The organism is Streptomyces sp. col6 (assembly GCF_008042035.1).
Classification (GTDB): Bacteria; Actinomycetota; Actinomycetes; order Streptomycetales; family Streptomycetaceae; genus Streptomyces.
Window position 1 is genome coordinate 400201 of sequence record NZ_RDBL01000009.1, and the last position, 15199, is coordinate 415399.

At 70.1% G+C, this 15199-nt stretch carries 14 protein-coding genes; 10 read left to right on the forward strand and 4 right to left on the reverse strand.

The genetic code is table 11. The features are described from left to right. Positions 1-110: 110 nt before the first annotated feature. Positions 111-788, reverse strand: coding sequence for a GntR family transcriptional regulator (locus EAO73_RS14905; RefSeq protein ID WP_147971982.1), 678 nt, complete (start codon positions 786-788; stop codon positions 111-113). Continuing rightward, positions 785-2272 carry a chlorohydrolase family protein gene (locus tag EAO73_RS14910; protein ID WP_147971983.1) on the reverse strand — a complete coding sequence of 496 codons (1488 nt, stop codon included), beginning with the start codon at positions 2270-2272 and terminating at the stop codon, positions 785-787. The genes EAO73_RS14905 and EAO73_RS14910 overlap by 4 nt, the downstream gene beginning before the upstream one ends. A 274-nt stretch (positions 2273-2546) precedes the next feature. Between EAO73_RS14910 and EAO73_RS14915 the strand changes: the two genes are divergently transcribed. Genes EAO73_RS14915 through EAO73_RS14940 form a run of 6 tightly spaced genes read left to right on the forward strand, consistent with a single transcriptional unit; the run spans position 2547 to position 9692 of the window. Beyond that, positions 2547-3584 carry an ABC transporter permease gene (locus tag EAO73_RS14915; protein ID WP_147972037.1) on the forward strand — a complete coding sequence of 346 codons (1038 nt, stop codon included), beginning with the start codon at positions 2547-2549 and terminating at the stop codon, positions 3582-3584. Between the two features lie 36 nt (positions 3585-3620). Continuing rightward, on the forward strand, positions 3621-5357 hold the full coding sequence (locus EAO73_RS14920) for an ABC transporter substrate-binding protein (RefSeq protein WP_147971984.1): 1737 nt from the start codon (positions 3621-3623) through the stop codon (positions 5355-5357). Between the two features lie 2 nt (positions 5358-5359). Beyond that, positions 5360-6361: an ABC transporter permease gene (locus EAO73_RS14925; protein ID WP_224756307.1), complete on the forward strand. Its 1002-nt coding sequence runs from the start codon at positions 5360-5362 to the stop codon at positions 6359-6361. Beyond that, on the forward strand, positions 6361-7416 hold the full coding sequence (locus tag EAO73_RS14930) for an ABC transporter ATP-binding protein (protein WP_147971986.1): 1056 nt from the start codon (positions 6361-6363) through the stop codon (positions 7414-7416). Before EAO73_RS14925 ends, EAO73_RS14930 begins: the two co-directional genes overlap by 1 nt. Then, positions 7413-8429 carry an ABC transporter ATP-binding protein gene (locus EAO73_RS14935; RefSeq protein ID WP_147971987.1) on the forward strand — a complete coding sequence of 339 codons (1017 nt, stop codon included), beginning with the start codon at positions 7413-7415 and terminating at the stop codon, positions 8427-8429. Before EAO73_RS14930 ends, EAO73_RS14935 begins: the two co-directional genes overlap by 4 nt. 45 nt (positions 8430-8474) lie before the next feature. Beyond that, complete coding sequence (locus EAO73_RS14940; RefSeq protein ID WP_147971988.1) at positions 8475-9692, forward strand: amidohydrolase; 1218 nt, start codon at positions 8475-8477, stop codon at positions 9690-9692. An 85-nt stretch (positions 9693-9777) separates the two neighbouring features. On the opposite strand, the gene EAO73_RS14945 is transcribed toward EAO73_RS14940, so the two are convergent. Then, positions 9778-10152: a winged helix-turn-helix transcriptional regulator gene (locus tag EAO73_RS14945; RefSeq protein ID WP_147971989.1), complete on the reverse strand. Its 375-nt coding sequence runs from the start codon at positions 10150-10152 to the stop codon at positions 9778-9780. Between the two features lie 96 nt (positions 10153-10248). Here EAO73_RS14945 and EAO73_RS14950 point away from each other — a divergent pair, with 96 nt between their 5' ends. After that, positions 10249-11127 (forward strand): NAD(P)-dependent oxidoreductase, encoded by an 879-nt coding sequence (locus tag EAO73_RS14950; RefSeq protein WP_147971990.1) that lies wholly within the window; start codon positions 10249-10251, stop codon positions 11125-11127. 92 nt (positions 11128-11219) lie between these two features. On the opposite strand, the gene EAO73_RS14955 is transcribed toward EAO73_RS14950, so the two are convergent. After that, on the reverse strand, positions 11220-12296 hold the full coding sequence (locus EAO73_RS14955; protein ID WP_224756308.1) for an Lrp/AsnC family transcriptional regulator: 1077 nt from the start codon (positions 12294-12296) through the stop codon (positions 11220-11222). A gap of 166 nt (positions 12297-12462) precedes the next feature. On the opposite strand from EAO73_RS14955, the gene EAO73_RS14960 reads away from it, so the two are divergent. From EAO73_RS14960 to EAO73_RS14970, 3 genes are all read left to right on the forward strand, one after another. Then, the gene (locus EAO73_RS14960; RefSeq protein WP_263576302.1) at positions 12463-13260 is read left to right on the forward strand and encodes an alpha/beta hydrolase; all 798 of its coding nucleotides are present in this window, start codon (positions 12463-12465) and stop codon (positions 13258-13260) included. Between the two features lie 296 nt (positions 13261-13556). Beyond that, positions 13557-14429, forward strand: coding sequence for an alkaline phosphatase family protein (locus EAO73_RS14965; RefSeq protein ID WP_412074596.1), 873 nt, complete (start codon positions 13557-13559; stop codon positions 14427-14429). 1 nt (position 14430) lies between these two features. Continuing rightward, positions 14431-15199: MFS transporter (locus EAO73_RS14970; RefSeq protein WP_224756310.1), on the forward strand; the 769-nt coding region annotated here is incomplete at its 3' end.

Here is a 15199-nt window from a genome sequence, read left to right on the forward strand (position 1 = left end):
CGTACCGGCAGCGCGCGAACGGCCTCGATCGTCTCCACCGACCCTGTAGACGCGCACGCCTCCCGCCCATGGTGGACCAGAGCCACCGCCGACGCCGTCCAACTCAGGGATCAGTCCGCGGGCAGCGTCCGGGCCAGGGATCGCATCACGGGCTCGCGCCGGATGTCGATGTGGGTGAAGGTCAGCGCTTCGGCGAGACGCGGCCGGCCGGCGCCGATCGCGTCGCAGATCTGCCGGTGCTCGGAGCAGTGCTGCTCGGCGCCGCGCTCGGTGCCCGTGAGCCGGAACAGCCAGTGCATCAGGCCGAGGGAAGGCTGGAGAGAGGACTGGAGCAGCCGGTTCCCGGTCATGATGATGAGCTCCGCGTGGAAGGCGGTGTTCGCAGCCGCGATGCCCGCCGTGTCCCCGCGCGCGGTCGCCGCCCCGGCCTCGTCCAGCACCTTGCGCAGCACGTCGTGGCAACCGCCGTCCGCGACGATCTCGGCCGCCCGCCGCGCGGCGAACACCTCCAGACTCAGCCGCAGGTCGAAGAGTTCGTCGACGTCGCGAAGGGTGAGCCTGCGCACGCGAGCACCGCGTCGCGGCTCCAGGACGACGAGTCCCTCGGTGGCGAGCCGCACCAAGGCCTCGCGCACCGGGACGCGCGAGACGCCGAGCGCCTCGGCGAGTTCGCGCTCACGCAGCCGCGTGCCGGGCAGGTACGCCCCGGAGTGGATGCCGGCCCTGATCAGCTCCTCGGTGCGTGCCACGTGGGAGCCGGGAAGTCCGGCCGCCTCGACGCCCGTCACCCTCGTGCCTCCCGCTCCGGAGCGCGGAACGCCGGGAAGGCGGCCGGGAAGAGCTCGGCCGTCCCGCGGCGCTCCACATCGCGCTCGCTGTAGGCCGCCCGCATCCGCTCGAAGAGAGCCTGGGCGTCGCGCCGCAGGGCATCCAGATCGATTCCGGGCAGACCGCCGTCCACCAGGACCGGGCGGCCCGCGACGACCGAGTCCGTCGCCTGCCGTGCCGTGCCGTTGAGCAGGAACGTCCGTACCGGGTCGTCCAGTACGCCGTCGCGGATGTCGTCGAGCGAGAAGGCGACCAGGTCGGCCTGGGCACCGGGGGCGATGCGGCCGAGGTCGTCGCGGCCCAGGGCGCGGGCACCGCCCAGGGTGGCGGCCTCCACGTACTGTTCGGCGGGTGCGGCGTCCGAGCGCCCCTCGGCGATCTTGGCCAGGTGCACCCCGACGTCCATTCCGCGGATCAGGTCCGGCGGGAAGGAGTCTGTGCCCAGGCACAGATTCACCCCGGCCTCACGGTACGCGCGGAAAGAGTGCAGCATCTCGCCGTAACGCAGGGACGTCTGCGGGCAGTGGATCACCGAGACGCCGCGGTCGGCGAGCAGAGCCAGATCGCCGCGGTCCTCACCGTGCACCGAGGGGTGCCGATCGATGGTGACGGTGTGCGGGATCAACAGGTTCGGGTTCAACAGGTCGTGCTTCTGGAGAAGTTCGAGGGAAGACAGTCCGTGCCGGCGGTGGATGATGTCGCGCTCGACGAGGCCCTGGAGTGCGTGCAACCGGATCAGGACGCCGCGTTCCCGCCCGATCCGCGCCGTCTCGCCGAGCAGTTCCTCGGTGAGCGTCTCGATGCGGCAAGGCAGCAGGACGCCGGTCAGCAGGGGGTCGTCGAGCTCCGCGAGGTGGTCGAGGAAGCGGACCGCGTCACGCAGGCCCGCACGGCCCTCCTCCTCGTCGAAGGCGACGTCGCGCGTGCCGTCGGGCAGGACCACGTTGACTCCCGCACGGTAGGCGGGTCCGAGGTATCCGCGCAGCCCGATCCCGCGCGCGGTCCGCGCCATGTCGACCAGCTCCTCGTACGGCTCCGCCCAGCGACTGTGCACCTCGGAGGCGATCGGCATGAACGTGGTGATGCCGTGCAGCGCGAGCTGGGCGAGGGCGTACGCGCGGATCGTCGCCCGCTCCCCCGGGGTGAACACGTCGTGGCGCCGGTGGGTGAAGTAGTCGAGCGACCACTGCAGGCCCTTGCCCCGCTCGGGTCCGGCCCAGGAGTCGATCACGAGATGGTCGACATCGGTGAGTGCGTCGAGGTCGATGAGCCCCGGCATGACCAGGGAATCACCCAGGTCGCGCTCTTCGTCGACAGCGCCCTCGTAGCGCGGCCCGACGTAGACGAGAGTGTCGCCCTCCCACACCACTTCGCCGTCCCGCAGCAGCGCGTGGCCGCCACCCTGGTGGGCGAGGATGTGCCGGGCGCGCCAGCGGGTGCGCATGTTGCCTCCTGGGGACCGTGTCCGCGGACGCGTGCGGCTCACCGTCCGTCGGGTTGCTGATCTTACGAGTTGGTATACCGAAGTGGAAGGCCGGGTGGATCTTCTTCCCTTCCGGAAGCAATCCTCTAGCTAATTACCTCGTTATCGGCCTCTTTGAAGTAGTTCGATATACCAGGAACTGGTCGCCTCTTTCGCGCCGGCGACTTCTTGGTATACCGTCCGGCCAACCTTCCCCCGAGCGCCGAACGGATCTCCCGACGTGACGGATTCCCCTGTGCTGCCCGCGCGGCAGCCCTCCGACGCCGATGCCGGAGGCGTGCCCGGCTCCCCCTCGCCCGCGGCGGTCTCGGCACCGCCCGCCATAGCCGCCCGCTCCCTGCTCGGCACGGCATGGCTGCGCATCCGGCGCAGCAAGATCGCGCTCGCCGCGCTGGCCGTGGTGGTCCTCATGATCCTTTTCGCGGCGCTCGCCCCGCTGCTCACCGCGATCGAGGGCCAGGACCCCTACACCACCCGCACCAGCCCGGACGTCCTCGACGACTACGGCACGCCAGGACTCCCGCTGTCCTACTACCGCTTCCCGTCCCCCGACCACTGGCTCGGCGTCGAACCGGGCCTCGGCCGCGACCTCTTCGCCCGCTTGGCGCACGGCGCTCAGGTCTCCCTGATCATCGCGCTGCTCGCGACCGCCGTCTCCGTCGTCCTCGGCACCGTGCTCGGCGCGGCCGCCGGCTACTTCGGCGGCAAGGTCGACATGGTGATCAGCCGGATCATGGATCTGTTCCTGGCGTTCCCGCACCTGTTGCTCGTGCTCTCGCTCACGCCGATCCTGCAGTCCCGGCTCGGCGACACGGCACTCGGGGACGGCAGCCTGCTGCCGATCGCCTCGCTGGTGATCATCCTCGGCTTCTTCGGCTGGGCGTATCTCGCACGCGTCGTCCGCGGCCAGGTGCTGTCCATCCGCGAGCAGGAGTTCGTCGAGGCGGCCCGCGCCTACGGGGCCTCGCACCGCTCCATCATCCTGCGCCAGATCGTCCCCAACGTCATGGGAGTCGTCCTCGTCTACGCCACGATGATGATCCCCACGAACATCACCGCCGAGGCCGCGCTTTCCTTCCTCGGCGTCGGCGTGAAGGACCCCACCCCGTCGTGGGGCCAGATGCTCAACGCCGCCCAGGCCGGCAACTGGTACCTGACCGACCCCTGGTTCCTCGCCGTCCCAGCCGGGGCCCTGGTGATCACGGTCCTCGCCTTCAACCTGCTCGGCGACGCGGTCCGAGACGCCCTCGACCCCAAGTCCTCCCGTGGCTGACGCCGCGCGGCACCACCAGGAAAACCAGGAGCAGCAGTGAATCGACGCACCACGGCGGCGCTCGCCCTGGCGGCGGCCACCGGACTGGCCCTCACCGCCTGCGGTGGCCCCAAGCCCGCGCTCGGCTCGGGCTCCCGCGCCCCCGCCGACGCCTTCGAGGCCGTCAAGGTCGGCGAGGGCGACACGACCCGGGGCGGCAACGTCAACGTCCTGATGTCCACCGACTTCCAGACCCTCGACCCGGGCAACAGCAACTACGTCCAGACGGCCAACGTCGGCCAGCTCTACTACCGCACGCTCACCATGGCGAAGGAGGAGGCGGGCAAACCCCCGAAGATCGTCCCCGACCTCGCCACCGATCTCGGCAAGGTGTCCGAGGACGGACTGACCTGGACGTACACCCTGAAGAAGGGGCTGAAGTTCGAGGACGGATCACCGGTCACCGCCAAGGACGTCAAGTACGGCGTCGAGCGGACCTACGCCCGCGACGTCTACACCCAGGCGCCGCAGGAACTGAACGCGGCACTGTCCGACGACGGCTACAAGGGTCCCTACGCCAAGGGCTCCGCCAGTGACTTCAAGGGCATCGAGACGCCCGACGACCGTACGGTCGTCTTCAGGCTGAAGCAGCCCTTCGCCGAGTTCCCCGCGCTCGTCTCGCGCTCCAACACCGCCCCCGTGCCCCGGGCGAAGGACACCAAGCTCGACTACACCAACCACCCGGTGTCCACCGGCCCGTACAAGATCGAGCACTACGACCGCGGCCGCTCCATGCAGCTCGTGCGCAACCCCGCATGGGACCCGGCGACCGACCCGAACCGCACCGCGCTGCCGGACACCTTCACCTTCAGCCTCTCCACCGCCCAGTCGACCATCAGTCAGCAGCTGCTCGCCGACTCCGACGCGACGGCCCTCACCCTCGACAGCGCGGGCGGCCTCCAGGCGTCGGACGCCGCGAAGCTCGACACGGCGAACGTCGCGCGGCGCACCGCCTCCGGGCTGATCGGCTGCACCGACGTCCTGGACTTCAACACCGAGTCCATCAAGGACCCGGTCGTGCGCAAGGCGATCGCCCTCGCCATCGACCGCAAGGCCATCCACCTCCAGTACGGCGGCGCCCGCTTCGGCAAGCTCACCCAGTCGTACATCAACGCCGACCAGCGCGGATACGTCACCCAGCACACGGCCCTCGCCGCGTCGGGGCAGCCTCGGGTGGCGGCGGCCAAGAAGCTCCTCAAGGGCCGCGACTACCCGAAGAAACTCGTCTACGGGTACGCCGACGCGACGCCCCGGTACAAGAACATGGGCACCTCGCTCCAGCAGAACCTGAAGCAGATCGGCATCGACCTCGAACTGCGCGCCATCCCCGCCGCGAACTACTACACGACGCTCGCCGGCGAGAACATGCCGGACATCGCCCGCAGCGGCTGGTGCGGCGGCGCCGACAGCGGCTCGGTGCGCACGACCGTCGACCCGAACCTGGGCCCGAGCGTCGACGGCAAGTCCTTCGGCTTCTCCAACATCCCCCGCTACCACGACCCGGAGATCGCCCGCGCCATGTACGCACTGCGCGGCGAGAACGGAACGAGTGAGTACCTCGGCCGCAAGTGGGCGACGCTCTTTGACCGGAGCATGCAGGACTACCCGCTCGTCCCGCTGATCAGGAGTGTCACCCGCAGTGTCGTCGGATCCCGCATCCGCAACGCGCAGGTCGGTTACTTCTTCGGCTCCATCGACCTGTCGACCGTCTCGGTCGTGTCCAAGAAGGGGTGACCATGCCCGCCTTTCTGCTACGGCGTCTCGGCGCCACCGTCGTTCTGCTGATCGTCATCAGCTTCGTCACCTTCAGCCTGTTCCAGTTCGGGCCCGCCGACCCGGCCGCCGCGGCCTGCGGCCAGGAGTGCACGCCCGAACGCGTCGCCGAGGCGCGCGTCGCCCTCGGCATGGACAAGCCGTTCCTCACCCAGTACCTGACGTACATGTCCGGCCTGTTCCACGGGCGGACGATCGGTGCGGCCGGCGCGCAGTCGCTGTGCGAGTGGCCCTGCTTCGGCAAGTCCTTCCAGACGAACGAGAACGTCACCGCGGTACTGGAGCGCGCCCTGCCGTACACGGTCTCCGTCGCCGTCGGAGCGATCGTCCTGTGGACGGTCGCGGGTGTCACCCTCGGTACGCTGGCCGCGCTGCGCAAGAACAAGCTCACCGACAAGGCGATCGTCGGCGCCGCCTCCATCGGCGTTTCCCTGCCGATCCCGGTCACCGGTCTGCTCCTGCTCCTCGTCTTCGTCTCGACGTTCGACCTGTTGCCGTTCACGACAAACGCCATCACCTCACCGTTCGGCCCCGCCGGCTTCGGCGGCTGGTTCCAGAACTATCTGCTGCCCTGGGTCGCACTCGCTGTCCTGTTCAGCGCCCAGTACATCCGCGTCACCCGCAGCTCCATGCTGGAGACGTTCGGCGAGGACTTCATGCGCACCGCCCGCTCCAAGGGCCTGTCGAAAACGGTGATGATCTTCCGGCACGGCGCCCGCGCCGGGCTCACCCCCGTGGTCACCATGCTGGGTCTCGACATCGGCCTGCTTCTCGGCGGAGCGGTCCTCACCGAGCAGATCTTCTCCGTCCCCGGAGTCGGATTCACCGCCGTACGGGCCGCGCAGGCCGGCGATCTGCCCGTAACCATGGCGATCACTCTGCTCGCCGCCTTCTTCATCATCGTCGCCAATGTCGTTGTCGACGCCGTCTACGCCGTCATCGACCCGCGAGTGAGGGCCGCCTGATGTCCACCTCCACCGAGCAACCTCTGCTGCGTATGCGCGACTTGCGCGTCGCCTTCCCCACCGATGACGGACTCGTGCACGCCGTCAACGGCATGGACCTCACCCTGAACCGGGGCGAGACCGTCGGCCTCGTCGGCGAGTCCGGCTCCGGCAAGACCGTCACCAGCCAGGCACTGATGGGCCTCCTCAAGGAGAGCCGGGCACAGGTATCCGGCGAGATACTGCTCGACGGCACCGACCTCAACTCCCTGTCCGAGGATCGGATGCGGACCTGGCGTGGAAAGAAGATCGCGATGATCTTCCAGGATCCGCTCTCCGCGATGCACCCCTTCCACACCGTCGGCGCGCAGATCGCCGAGGCGTACCGCGTCCACAACAAGGTGTCGCGCAGGGCCGCGCTCGCCGTCGCCGTCGACATGCTCGGCCGGGTCGGTATCCCCGACCCGAAGCGGCGGGCCGGAGCCTTCCCGCACGAGTTCTCCGGCGGCATGCGCCAGCGCGCGATGATCGCCATGGCGCTCGTCTGCGAACCCGAACTGCTCATCGCCGACGAGCCGACGACCGCTCTCGATGTCACCGTGCAGGCGCAGATCCTCGACCTGCTCGGCGAACTCCAGCAGGAGACCGGCACCGCCGTCGTCCTCGTCACCCACGATCTCGGCGTCGTCGCCGAGGTCTGCCACCACGTCGCCGTCATGTACGGCGGACAGTGCGTGGAGCGGGGCAGCGTGCGCGAGCTGTTCCGGGACCCGCGCCACCCCTACACCCAGGGCCTGCTCGCCTCCATGCCCACACTCGGCGACAACGGCGACCGGCTGCGGCCCATCCCCGGCTTCCCGCCGTCGCTCACCGCGCTGCCCACCGGGTGTCTCTTCGCCGACCGCTGCCCGCAGACCCACCTCGTGCCCGACGGCCTCTGCCACAGCGAGCGGCCGGTCTTCATCACGGCCGAGGCGGCCGACCATCCGTCCCGGTGCCACCAGGAGCAGTTCGCCGCTGCCGGGAGAACCACCGGGGACACCGCCGGCGACACCACCGAGGAGGCAGCCCGATGACCACGACCGAGCAGACCCCGCTGCTTGAGGCCAACGGCCTGACCAAGCACTTTCCGGGCAGGGGCGGCCTGCTGGGCCGCGGCGGTTCCCCGATCAAGGCGGTCGACGGTGTCAGTTTCTCCGTCGGCGCGGGGCAGACCCTCGGCATCGTCGGTGAGTCGGGGTGCGGAAAGTCCACCACCGGGCGGCTGCTGATGCGCCTCCTGGAACCCACCTCGGGCACCGTCCGCCTCAACGGCCGCGACATCGGCGCGATGAAGCGGGCCGAGGCACAGGAGTACCGGCGCCAGGTCCAGATGGTGTTCCAGAACCCCACCTCGTCCCTCAACCCCCGACAGACGGTCGGCGCCGCCATCGCCGCCCCGCTGCGCGCCCAGGGCATCGACCCGGCCGGGGGGATCAAAACGCGCGTACGGGAACTGATGGACCGGGTGGGCCTGCGCCCCGACCACTACAACCGGTTCCCGCACGAGTTCTCCGGCGGGCAGAAGCAACGTGTCGGCATCGCCCGCGCCCTCGCGCTCGAACCGCGCCTGATCATCTGCGACGAACCGGTCTCCGCCCTCGACGTCTCGGTCCAGGCACAAGTCGTCAACCTCCTCCAGGACATCCAGGCCGACACCGGCGTCTCCTACCTCTTCATTGCCCACGACCTGTCCGTCGTACGGCACTTCGCCGACCGCGTCGCCGTCATGTACCTCGGCAAGATCATGGAGAGCGGAACGACCCGGGAAGTCTTCGACCACCCCCACCACCCCTACACCCGGGCCCTGCTCTCCGCCGTGCCCCAGCCCGACCCGGACGCCGACCGGGGCCGCAGGATACGGCTCAGCGGAGATCTCCCCACCCCGGCGAACCCGCCCTCCGGCTGCGTGTTCCGCACGCGCTGCCCGCTGCGCCCCACCCTCGGCAAGGCCGAACAGGAGCGCTGCGCCGGGGAGGTGCCGTCCGTGGCGAGCGACGAGGGGCCCGCTTGCCACTTCACCGACCGGGCCGTTGCCGCCCGCCACTGATCCCACACCCACCGACTGCTCGACACCGTGAGGAAGTTGCACCACATGCTTATCCGTGACGTCCGCCCCTGGGGCGGCGAGCGCAGTGACGTCCAGCTCGACGGCACCCGCATCGCCGCGATCCGCCCGCACGACCCGGCGGCCAGGCCCGCCGCCGGGGTCGTCGAGGGCCGCGGCCGCCTGCTGCTGCCGTCATTCAGCGATGTCCATGTCCACCTGGACTCCACCCGCGTCGGCCTGCCGTTCCGCCCGCACACCGGCGGCCCCGGCGTGTGGACGATGATGATGAACGACCGCGAGAACTGGCGCGACGCCGAGGTCGCGCTGCCCGAGCGGGTGGCCGGCACCCTGGAGCGCATGATTGCCCGCGGTACGACGCGGGTGCGCACGTACGCGCAGGTCGACGTGGACTGCAAGCTGGAGAAATTCGAGGCGGTCGTCGCCGCCAAGGAGAAGTTCGGGCACCTCGCCGACGTCCAGATCATGACGTTCCCGCAGGCCGGCATCCTGCGCGAGCCCGGCACCGCCGACTACCTGGAGGCTTCGCTCAAGGCGGGCGCCGACGTGATGGGCGGCATCGACCCCTGCACTCTGGACCGTGATCCCAAGGGCCACCTCGACGTGGTCTTCGGCCTTGCCGAGAAGTACGGCGTGGAGGTGGACATCCACCTGCACGAGCCGGGCGAGCTGGGCGTCTTCTCGACGGACCTGATCCTGGAGCGGGTGCGCGCCCTCGGTATGCAGGGCAAGGTCACCATGTCGCACGCCTACGAGCTCGGCTCGGTGAACGAGTCCACCAGCCGTCGCCTCATCGAGGAGTTCGCGGAGCTCGACATCGCCATGGCGACCGTCGCCCCCGCGGGCCGCGGCCAACTCTCGCTCGTCCAGCTCACCGAGGCCGGCGTCCGCGTCGGCCTGGGCGAAGACGGGCAGCGCGACTACTGGAGCCCGTACGGCAACTGCGACCTGCTCGATCGCACGTGGCAGCTCGCTTTCACCAACAATTTCCGCCGCGACGACCACATCGAGATGTGCCTCGCGGTGGCGAGCATGGGCGGCGCCTCCCTCATGAGCCACGACGTCCCACGCCTCGCCGGGGTGACCGACCGGCCGGGCCTCGCGGTCGGCGACCGCGCCGATCTGCTCCTCGTCGATGGCGAGACGCCGACCAGCGCCGTCATGGACCGCGGTACCGACCGCACGGTCCTGCACGACGGCCGGGTCGTAGCGGACGGCCTCAAGGTCGTCACTGTCGCCAAGTAGGCGTCACCACCGTCATGTGAGTGACTCAAGGTGTGGGGGCGGGAACCCGGCAGATCCGTCGGGTTCCCGCGCCCTACGAGTACATTCACGGCAGAACCTGGCCTGCCCTCTCCTCCAGCCCTTGAGTGGCCGGCCGCGCGCGGCCCCAGGCGGCGAGCGGCTGGAGTGCGTCGTTGAGGCACTTGCCGTTCTCGGTCAGTGAGTACTCGACGCGGGGCGGCACCTCGTCGTAGGAGGCGCGGTGCACGACACCGTCCGCCTCCAGCTCACGCAGGTGAGAGGCCAGCACCTTCTCGGTGATCCCCGGAAGCAGTCGACGCAGCTCACCGAAGCGACGGCAGGGATGCTCGTGGAGCGCCCAAAGGATCAGCACCTTCCACTTGCCGCCGATCACCTCCATCGCGGCGTCGATCCCGCAGACATGTCCGTCCGGTGCGCCCGGCCGGTTCAGCGTCGTCATGTCCCACCCTTCCGACGTGCTCGCTCACCCCGGGGCAACCACCCACTATCAAGTACGTACTTGATCACTCCCGGCCCTGTGACGAGCCTAATCGGTATGGAAAACACTGTGGAGAAGACTCCCGTCACGCTGCTGGGCCTCGGCGCGATGGGCACCGCGCTGGCTCGTACCTGGCTTGCCGCCGGCCACCCGCTCACCGTCTGGAACCGCACCCGGGTCCGTGCCGCGGCACTCACCGCCGAGGGTGCAGGGGTCGCGGACACCGCCGCTGAGGCAGTCGCAGCGAACGCCCTGATCGTCGTCTGTCTGTTGGACGACACCTCGGTCGACGATGTGCTGGCCGGCATCGATCTGGCCGACAGGGACCTGGTGAACCTGACCACAAGCACCCCTGCCCAGGCCCGCGCACGCGCGGAGTGGGCCCGTGAGCGTGGGGCCCGCTACCTGGACGGCGGAGTCATGGCTGTCCCTCCCATGATCGGCGTCCCCGAAGCCGGCGGCTACGTCTTCTACAGCGGCTCGCGGGAGCTGTTCGAGCGGCACCGGGAGACCCTGGTGGTCCCGGCCGGCACTACCTACGTCGGCGAGGACGCAGGCTTCGCGGCCCTGCACGACGTGGCCCTACTCAGTGCCATGTACGGGATGTTCGCCGGTGCCGCGCACGCTTTCGCCCTGATCCGCAAGGAGGACATCGACCCCGCGGCGCTCGCCCCGCTGCTCGCCGACTGGCTCGTCGCGATGGCCCCGGCAGTGCACCGGACCGCCGACCAGCTGCGGAGCGGCGACTACACCAAGGGCGTCGTCTCCAACCTCGCCATGCAGGTGGCCGGCACGCCGACCTTCCTGAGCACCGCCGAGCAGCAGGGAGTCAGTCCGGAACTGCTCAACCCCTACTTCGAGCTGATGCGCCGCCGCCTGGCAGATGGCAGGGGCGAGGAGGATCTGACGGGCGTGATCGACCTGCTGGTGCGCTGACCAGCCCCTTTTGCGCCTCACTGCGGGAAGCGTCTGTCTCACGGGAGAGTTTGCGGGCCCTGCGCGAGGACCTGCCCGCCCACGAGTGCGCCTCACCTCGCCGGGAGCGGCTGGACCGGCGCGGGAGTGCGTTTGGCGGCGCGGCTGACGATGGCCGTCTCGACGTAGCTGATGCCAAGGCCGACCAAGTCCTGAGAGAGGAAGTTGTAGAGGGTCGTCAGGTCCGGGAAGTACGCTGCCGCGTGCAGGTTCGAGGGTCCCGACGTCGCGAACGCGCCGTGTACAGACGGGTGGTCGGCCAGCGCCTGCCCGGCGGCGGCGAGATGGTCGGGGGCCACGTGCAGCAGGAGCTTGGCCTCGATGGGCAGCCCGAGGCGGCGCGGATCGACCAGAACCTGGGTGATCAGGCGGCCCTGGGCGGCCAGTTGGGCGAGGCGCCGGCGCACCGTGCTCTCCGGGTGGCCGGTGCGCGCGGCCAGGGCTGCCGAGGACAGGCGCGCATCGGGGGTCAGGGCGTCCATGAGGGACTGTTCCAAGGGATCGGTGTCGACGCCGTACGGGCCGGAGGCAGCGGAAGCGGTCGCCCCGGGAACCGGCTCGGCCGGGCTCAGCGCCACGCGTTCGGACGCGGTCAGCACGTGGTGACGCCATTCGGAGGTGAGCCGGAAGACGTGCAGAATCGTGGCACTCTCCAGGGATGTCACCGCCTGGGTGGAAGGCAGTTGGCGGAAGACCAGCGGGTCCCGTGAACCCGGTTCGGTGCGGGCGACCGCGAAGATCTCGTCGCCCGAGGTGGTGACGTCGATGAACGGGATGTCCGCGCGCGCCGCGAGCGCGGCCACGATGGTGTCGAGCTTTCCCCGCACGACCCGGATGCGGAGAAACAGTGCCCCGGCCGAGCCGCCGTTGCGCGGTCGCGCGGCCGGGGAGATCACCACGCGCACGGTGCCGTCGGCACCGAGCGCGTGCAGGCGGCGGCGCACGGTGGCGGGGCTGAGCCCCAGCACGTGGGCTGCCCGCTCCGCGGTGACGCGGCCGTTCCACTGCAGCGCGGCTACCAGCCGCTGATCCATGAGGCTCAGTACGGAATCCGCCGATGCGCGCGCCATGAAAGCAAGTTTCGCCCATTCCGTCGCCGTGCGGAGCCCCTCTCGACGACCTCGCCCCAAGCATGGATGGCACCCCCCTGAGAACGACGGATCTACCACGGAGGTCCATGTGCCCGCGTCCAAGCAAAGGGAAAAAGTACGCTTCGTCAGCGGTGACACTTCGTGTGCCGCCTGGCACTATCCGGGGTCCAACGGCGGCTGCGTCATCATGGCCGGCGGGACCTCGGTGACGAAGGAACCGGCCTCGGACCTGTTCGCCGCACGGTTCAACGACGCCGGTTTCGCGGTCCTGGCCTTCGACCACCGGCGGTTCGGGGAGAGCGGGGGCGCGCCGCGCCAAGTCGTCCGCTTCGACGAGCAGGTCGCCGACTGGCACGCCGCGATCGAGTACGCGGCCACTCTGCCCGACATCGACCCGGACAGGATCTCGGTCTGGGGCTTCTCGCTCGCGGGCGGCCACATCTTCCATGTCGCGGCCGACCACCCGCGGCTGGCCTGCGCGATCGCCCAGACCCCGCTCGTCGACGGCCGCGCGATTGCTCCCCACGCGCTGCGCGCGATGACGCCCCTCGCGGCGCTACGTCTGTTCGGACGGGGGGTCGCGGACGCGCTCGGGAGCCTCGCCGGACGGCCGCCACTGCTGATCCCCACCTCCGGAGCACGCGGCACGGTCGCCTCGCTCACCACGCCCGACGCCATGGACGGCGACCAGGCCCTGGATCCCGACCGTCGCCATACCAACTGGGAGCAGACGGTCGCCGCACGGATCGCCCTGCAGATCGGCCGGTACCGTCCCGGCCGCCATGCCCCCCGGATACGGTGCCCACTGCTGGTGGTCGTCTGTGACCAGGACCGGAGCACGCTCCCCGGCCCTGCCGTCCGGGCCGCCCGGAACGCACCGGCGTGCAAGGTGGTGCACCTGACAGGCCGCCATTACGCCCCGTTCCTGGAGTCGCACGAGCAGGCCGTCGCGGCGGAGATCTCGTTCCTGGAGAACCATCTGCTTCCTCGCGATCCCGGGTGAGGCGGGTCACCCGACCGATCGACCCGCCCAACGGCAGGAAGGGCAAGGCCCCTGCCGGGGAGCCCGTCTTCGTGTTCACACACGAACCACGGGCGGTCAGGGAACACGCCTGTACGGCAGCGGGCGCGACCTGTGCATGGGCCTGACGGCAGGGGGCGCGGACGGCAACCGTTCATCCGCTCTTCACCCTGCCGGCTGAGGGACGTGAGCCCGGGGACTGTTGGCGTGTGCATGCTCTGACCGCACCGCCACCGTCGTCACCCCTTCACCGGAGGTCTGCAGTGCCCGGCAGAAACGTGTACCGCCGCAGTCGTGCCGTCGTGGCAACCGCTCTCGCGTTCACAGCGGCAGCGGCCGGGATCTGGACCGGCTTCGCCGGCTCGGCCCCCGCGCACGCCGCGGCGGCCGTCCCGACCCCGGACCACGTCGTGGTCGTGGTCTTCGAGAACCACGCGTACAGCCAGGTGATCGGCTCCTCCAGCGCTCCCTACATCAACTCGCTCAAGACGGGCGGGGCCAACCTCTCCCAGTCGTACGCCGAGACGCACCCGAGCCAGCCGAACTACTTCGCCCTGTTCTCCGGCTCCACACAGGGGATCACGGACGACAGCTGCTACACACCCGGCTTCTCCTCCGCGCCGAACCTCGCCTCCGAGCTGATCGCCAAGGGCAAGACCTGGGGCAGCTACAACGAGACGCTGCCCAGCCAGGGTTCGACGACCTGCAGCAGCGGCGACTACGCCCGCAAGCACAACCCCTGGTTCGGCTTCAGCAACGTCCCCACCTCCAGCGCCAAGACGTTCGCGCAGTTCCCGACGGACTACTCGACGCTCCCCCAGGTCTCCTTCGTCGTCCCGAACCTGTGCAGCGACATGCACGACTGCTCGGTGTCCACCGGTGACACCTGGCTGAAGAACAAGCTCGGCGCCTACGCCACCTGGGCCAAGACCCACAACAGCCTCCTCGTCGTCACCTTCGACGAGGACAACCGGCTCGCCGGGAACAAGATCCCGACAGTCCTCTACGGCCAGCAGGTGACCCCGGGGTCCTCCTCGGCCACCACCTACAACCACTACGACCTGCTGCGGACGCTGGAGGACATGCACGGCCTCACGCACGCCGGCAACGCGGCCTCCGCCAAGGACATCACGGGCATCTGGACGTCCTGACATGTACGTAGCGGACAGCCGCGCCGGCACACCCGAGACCCCGGCGGCGGCCCCGTCCGCGGACGGCACCGCCCGGCCCCTCGCCGGGCGGCGCCGTCCTGCGGTCGCGCCCACGGTGCTGGCCCTCGGCGCAGTCAGCCTGATCACCGACGTCTCCTCCGAGATGGTGACGGCGGTGCTGCCGCTGTACCTGGTGGCGGGCCTCGGCCTGTCCCCGCTGGGGTTCGGGCTCCTCGACGGGATCTACAACGGCTTCTCGGCCCTGGTCCGTCTCGTCGGCGGACACCTCGCCGACCGGGGAGGCGGGCGCCACAAGTGGGTGGCGGGGGCCGGGTACGCGCTCTCGGCCGCCTGCAAACCCCTGCTCCTGGTGGCGCAGACGCTGACCCCCATCGGCCTGATCCTCGCAGCCGACCGCACCGGCAAGGGCCTGCGCACCGCCCCGCGCGACGCCCTCATCTCCCTGTCGAGCACCCCGGAGAACCGCGGCCGGGCCTTCGGCGTGCACCGCGCGCTGGACACGGCGGGCGCCCTGCTCGGCCCCCTCGTCGCGTTCCTGATCCTCCGCGCCACCGTCGACGGCTACGACGCCGTGTTCACGGTGAGCTTCTGCGTGGCCGTGGTGGGCGTGCTGGTGCTGGTGCTGTTCGTACCGGGGGGGTGCGGGCACGAAGAACGGCACCGGGCCGCCTACAGATACCGATGCCGATGCCGTTACGGGCCGAGCCGGGGAGCCCGGAGCCGAAGCTCCGGCCCTCCCTGCCCTCCCC

What these genes read in the sequence shown, in the direction of transcription:
- EAO73_RS14910 (WP_147971983.1), bottom strand. Translation starts at nt 2,272, where the DNA reads ATGCGCACCCGCTGGCGCGCCCGGCACATCCTCGCCCACCAGGGTGGC.
- EAO73_RS14935 (WP_147971987.1), top strand. Translation starts at nt 7,413, where the DNA reads ATGACCACGACCGAGCAGACCCCGCTGCTTGAGGCCAACGGCCTGACC.
- EAO73_RS14945 (WP_147971989.1), bottom strand. Translation starts at nt 10,152, where the DNA reads ATGACGACGCTGAACCGGCCGGGCGCACCGGACGGACATGTCTGCGGG.
- EAO73_RS14925 (WP_224756307.1), top strand. Translation starts at nt 5,360, where the DNA reads ATGCCCGCCTTTCTGCTACGGCGTCTCGGCGCCACCGTCGTTCTGCTG.
- EAO73_RS14930 (WP_147971986.1), top strand. Translation starts at nt 6,361, where the DNA reads ATGTCCACCTCCACCGAGCAACCTCTGCTGCGTATGCGCGACTTGCGC.
- EAO73_RS14940 (WP_147971988.1), top strand. Translation starts at nt 8,475, where the DNA reads ATGCTTATCCGTGACGTCCGCCCCTGGGGCGGCGAGCGCAGTGACGTC.
- EAO73_RS14950 (WP_147971990.1), top strand. Translation starts at nt 10,249, where the DNA reads ATGGAAAACACTGTGGAGAAGACTCCCGTCACGCTGCTGGGCCTCGGC.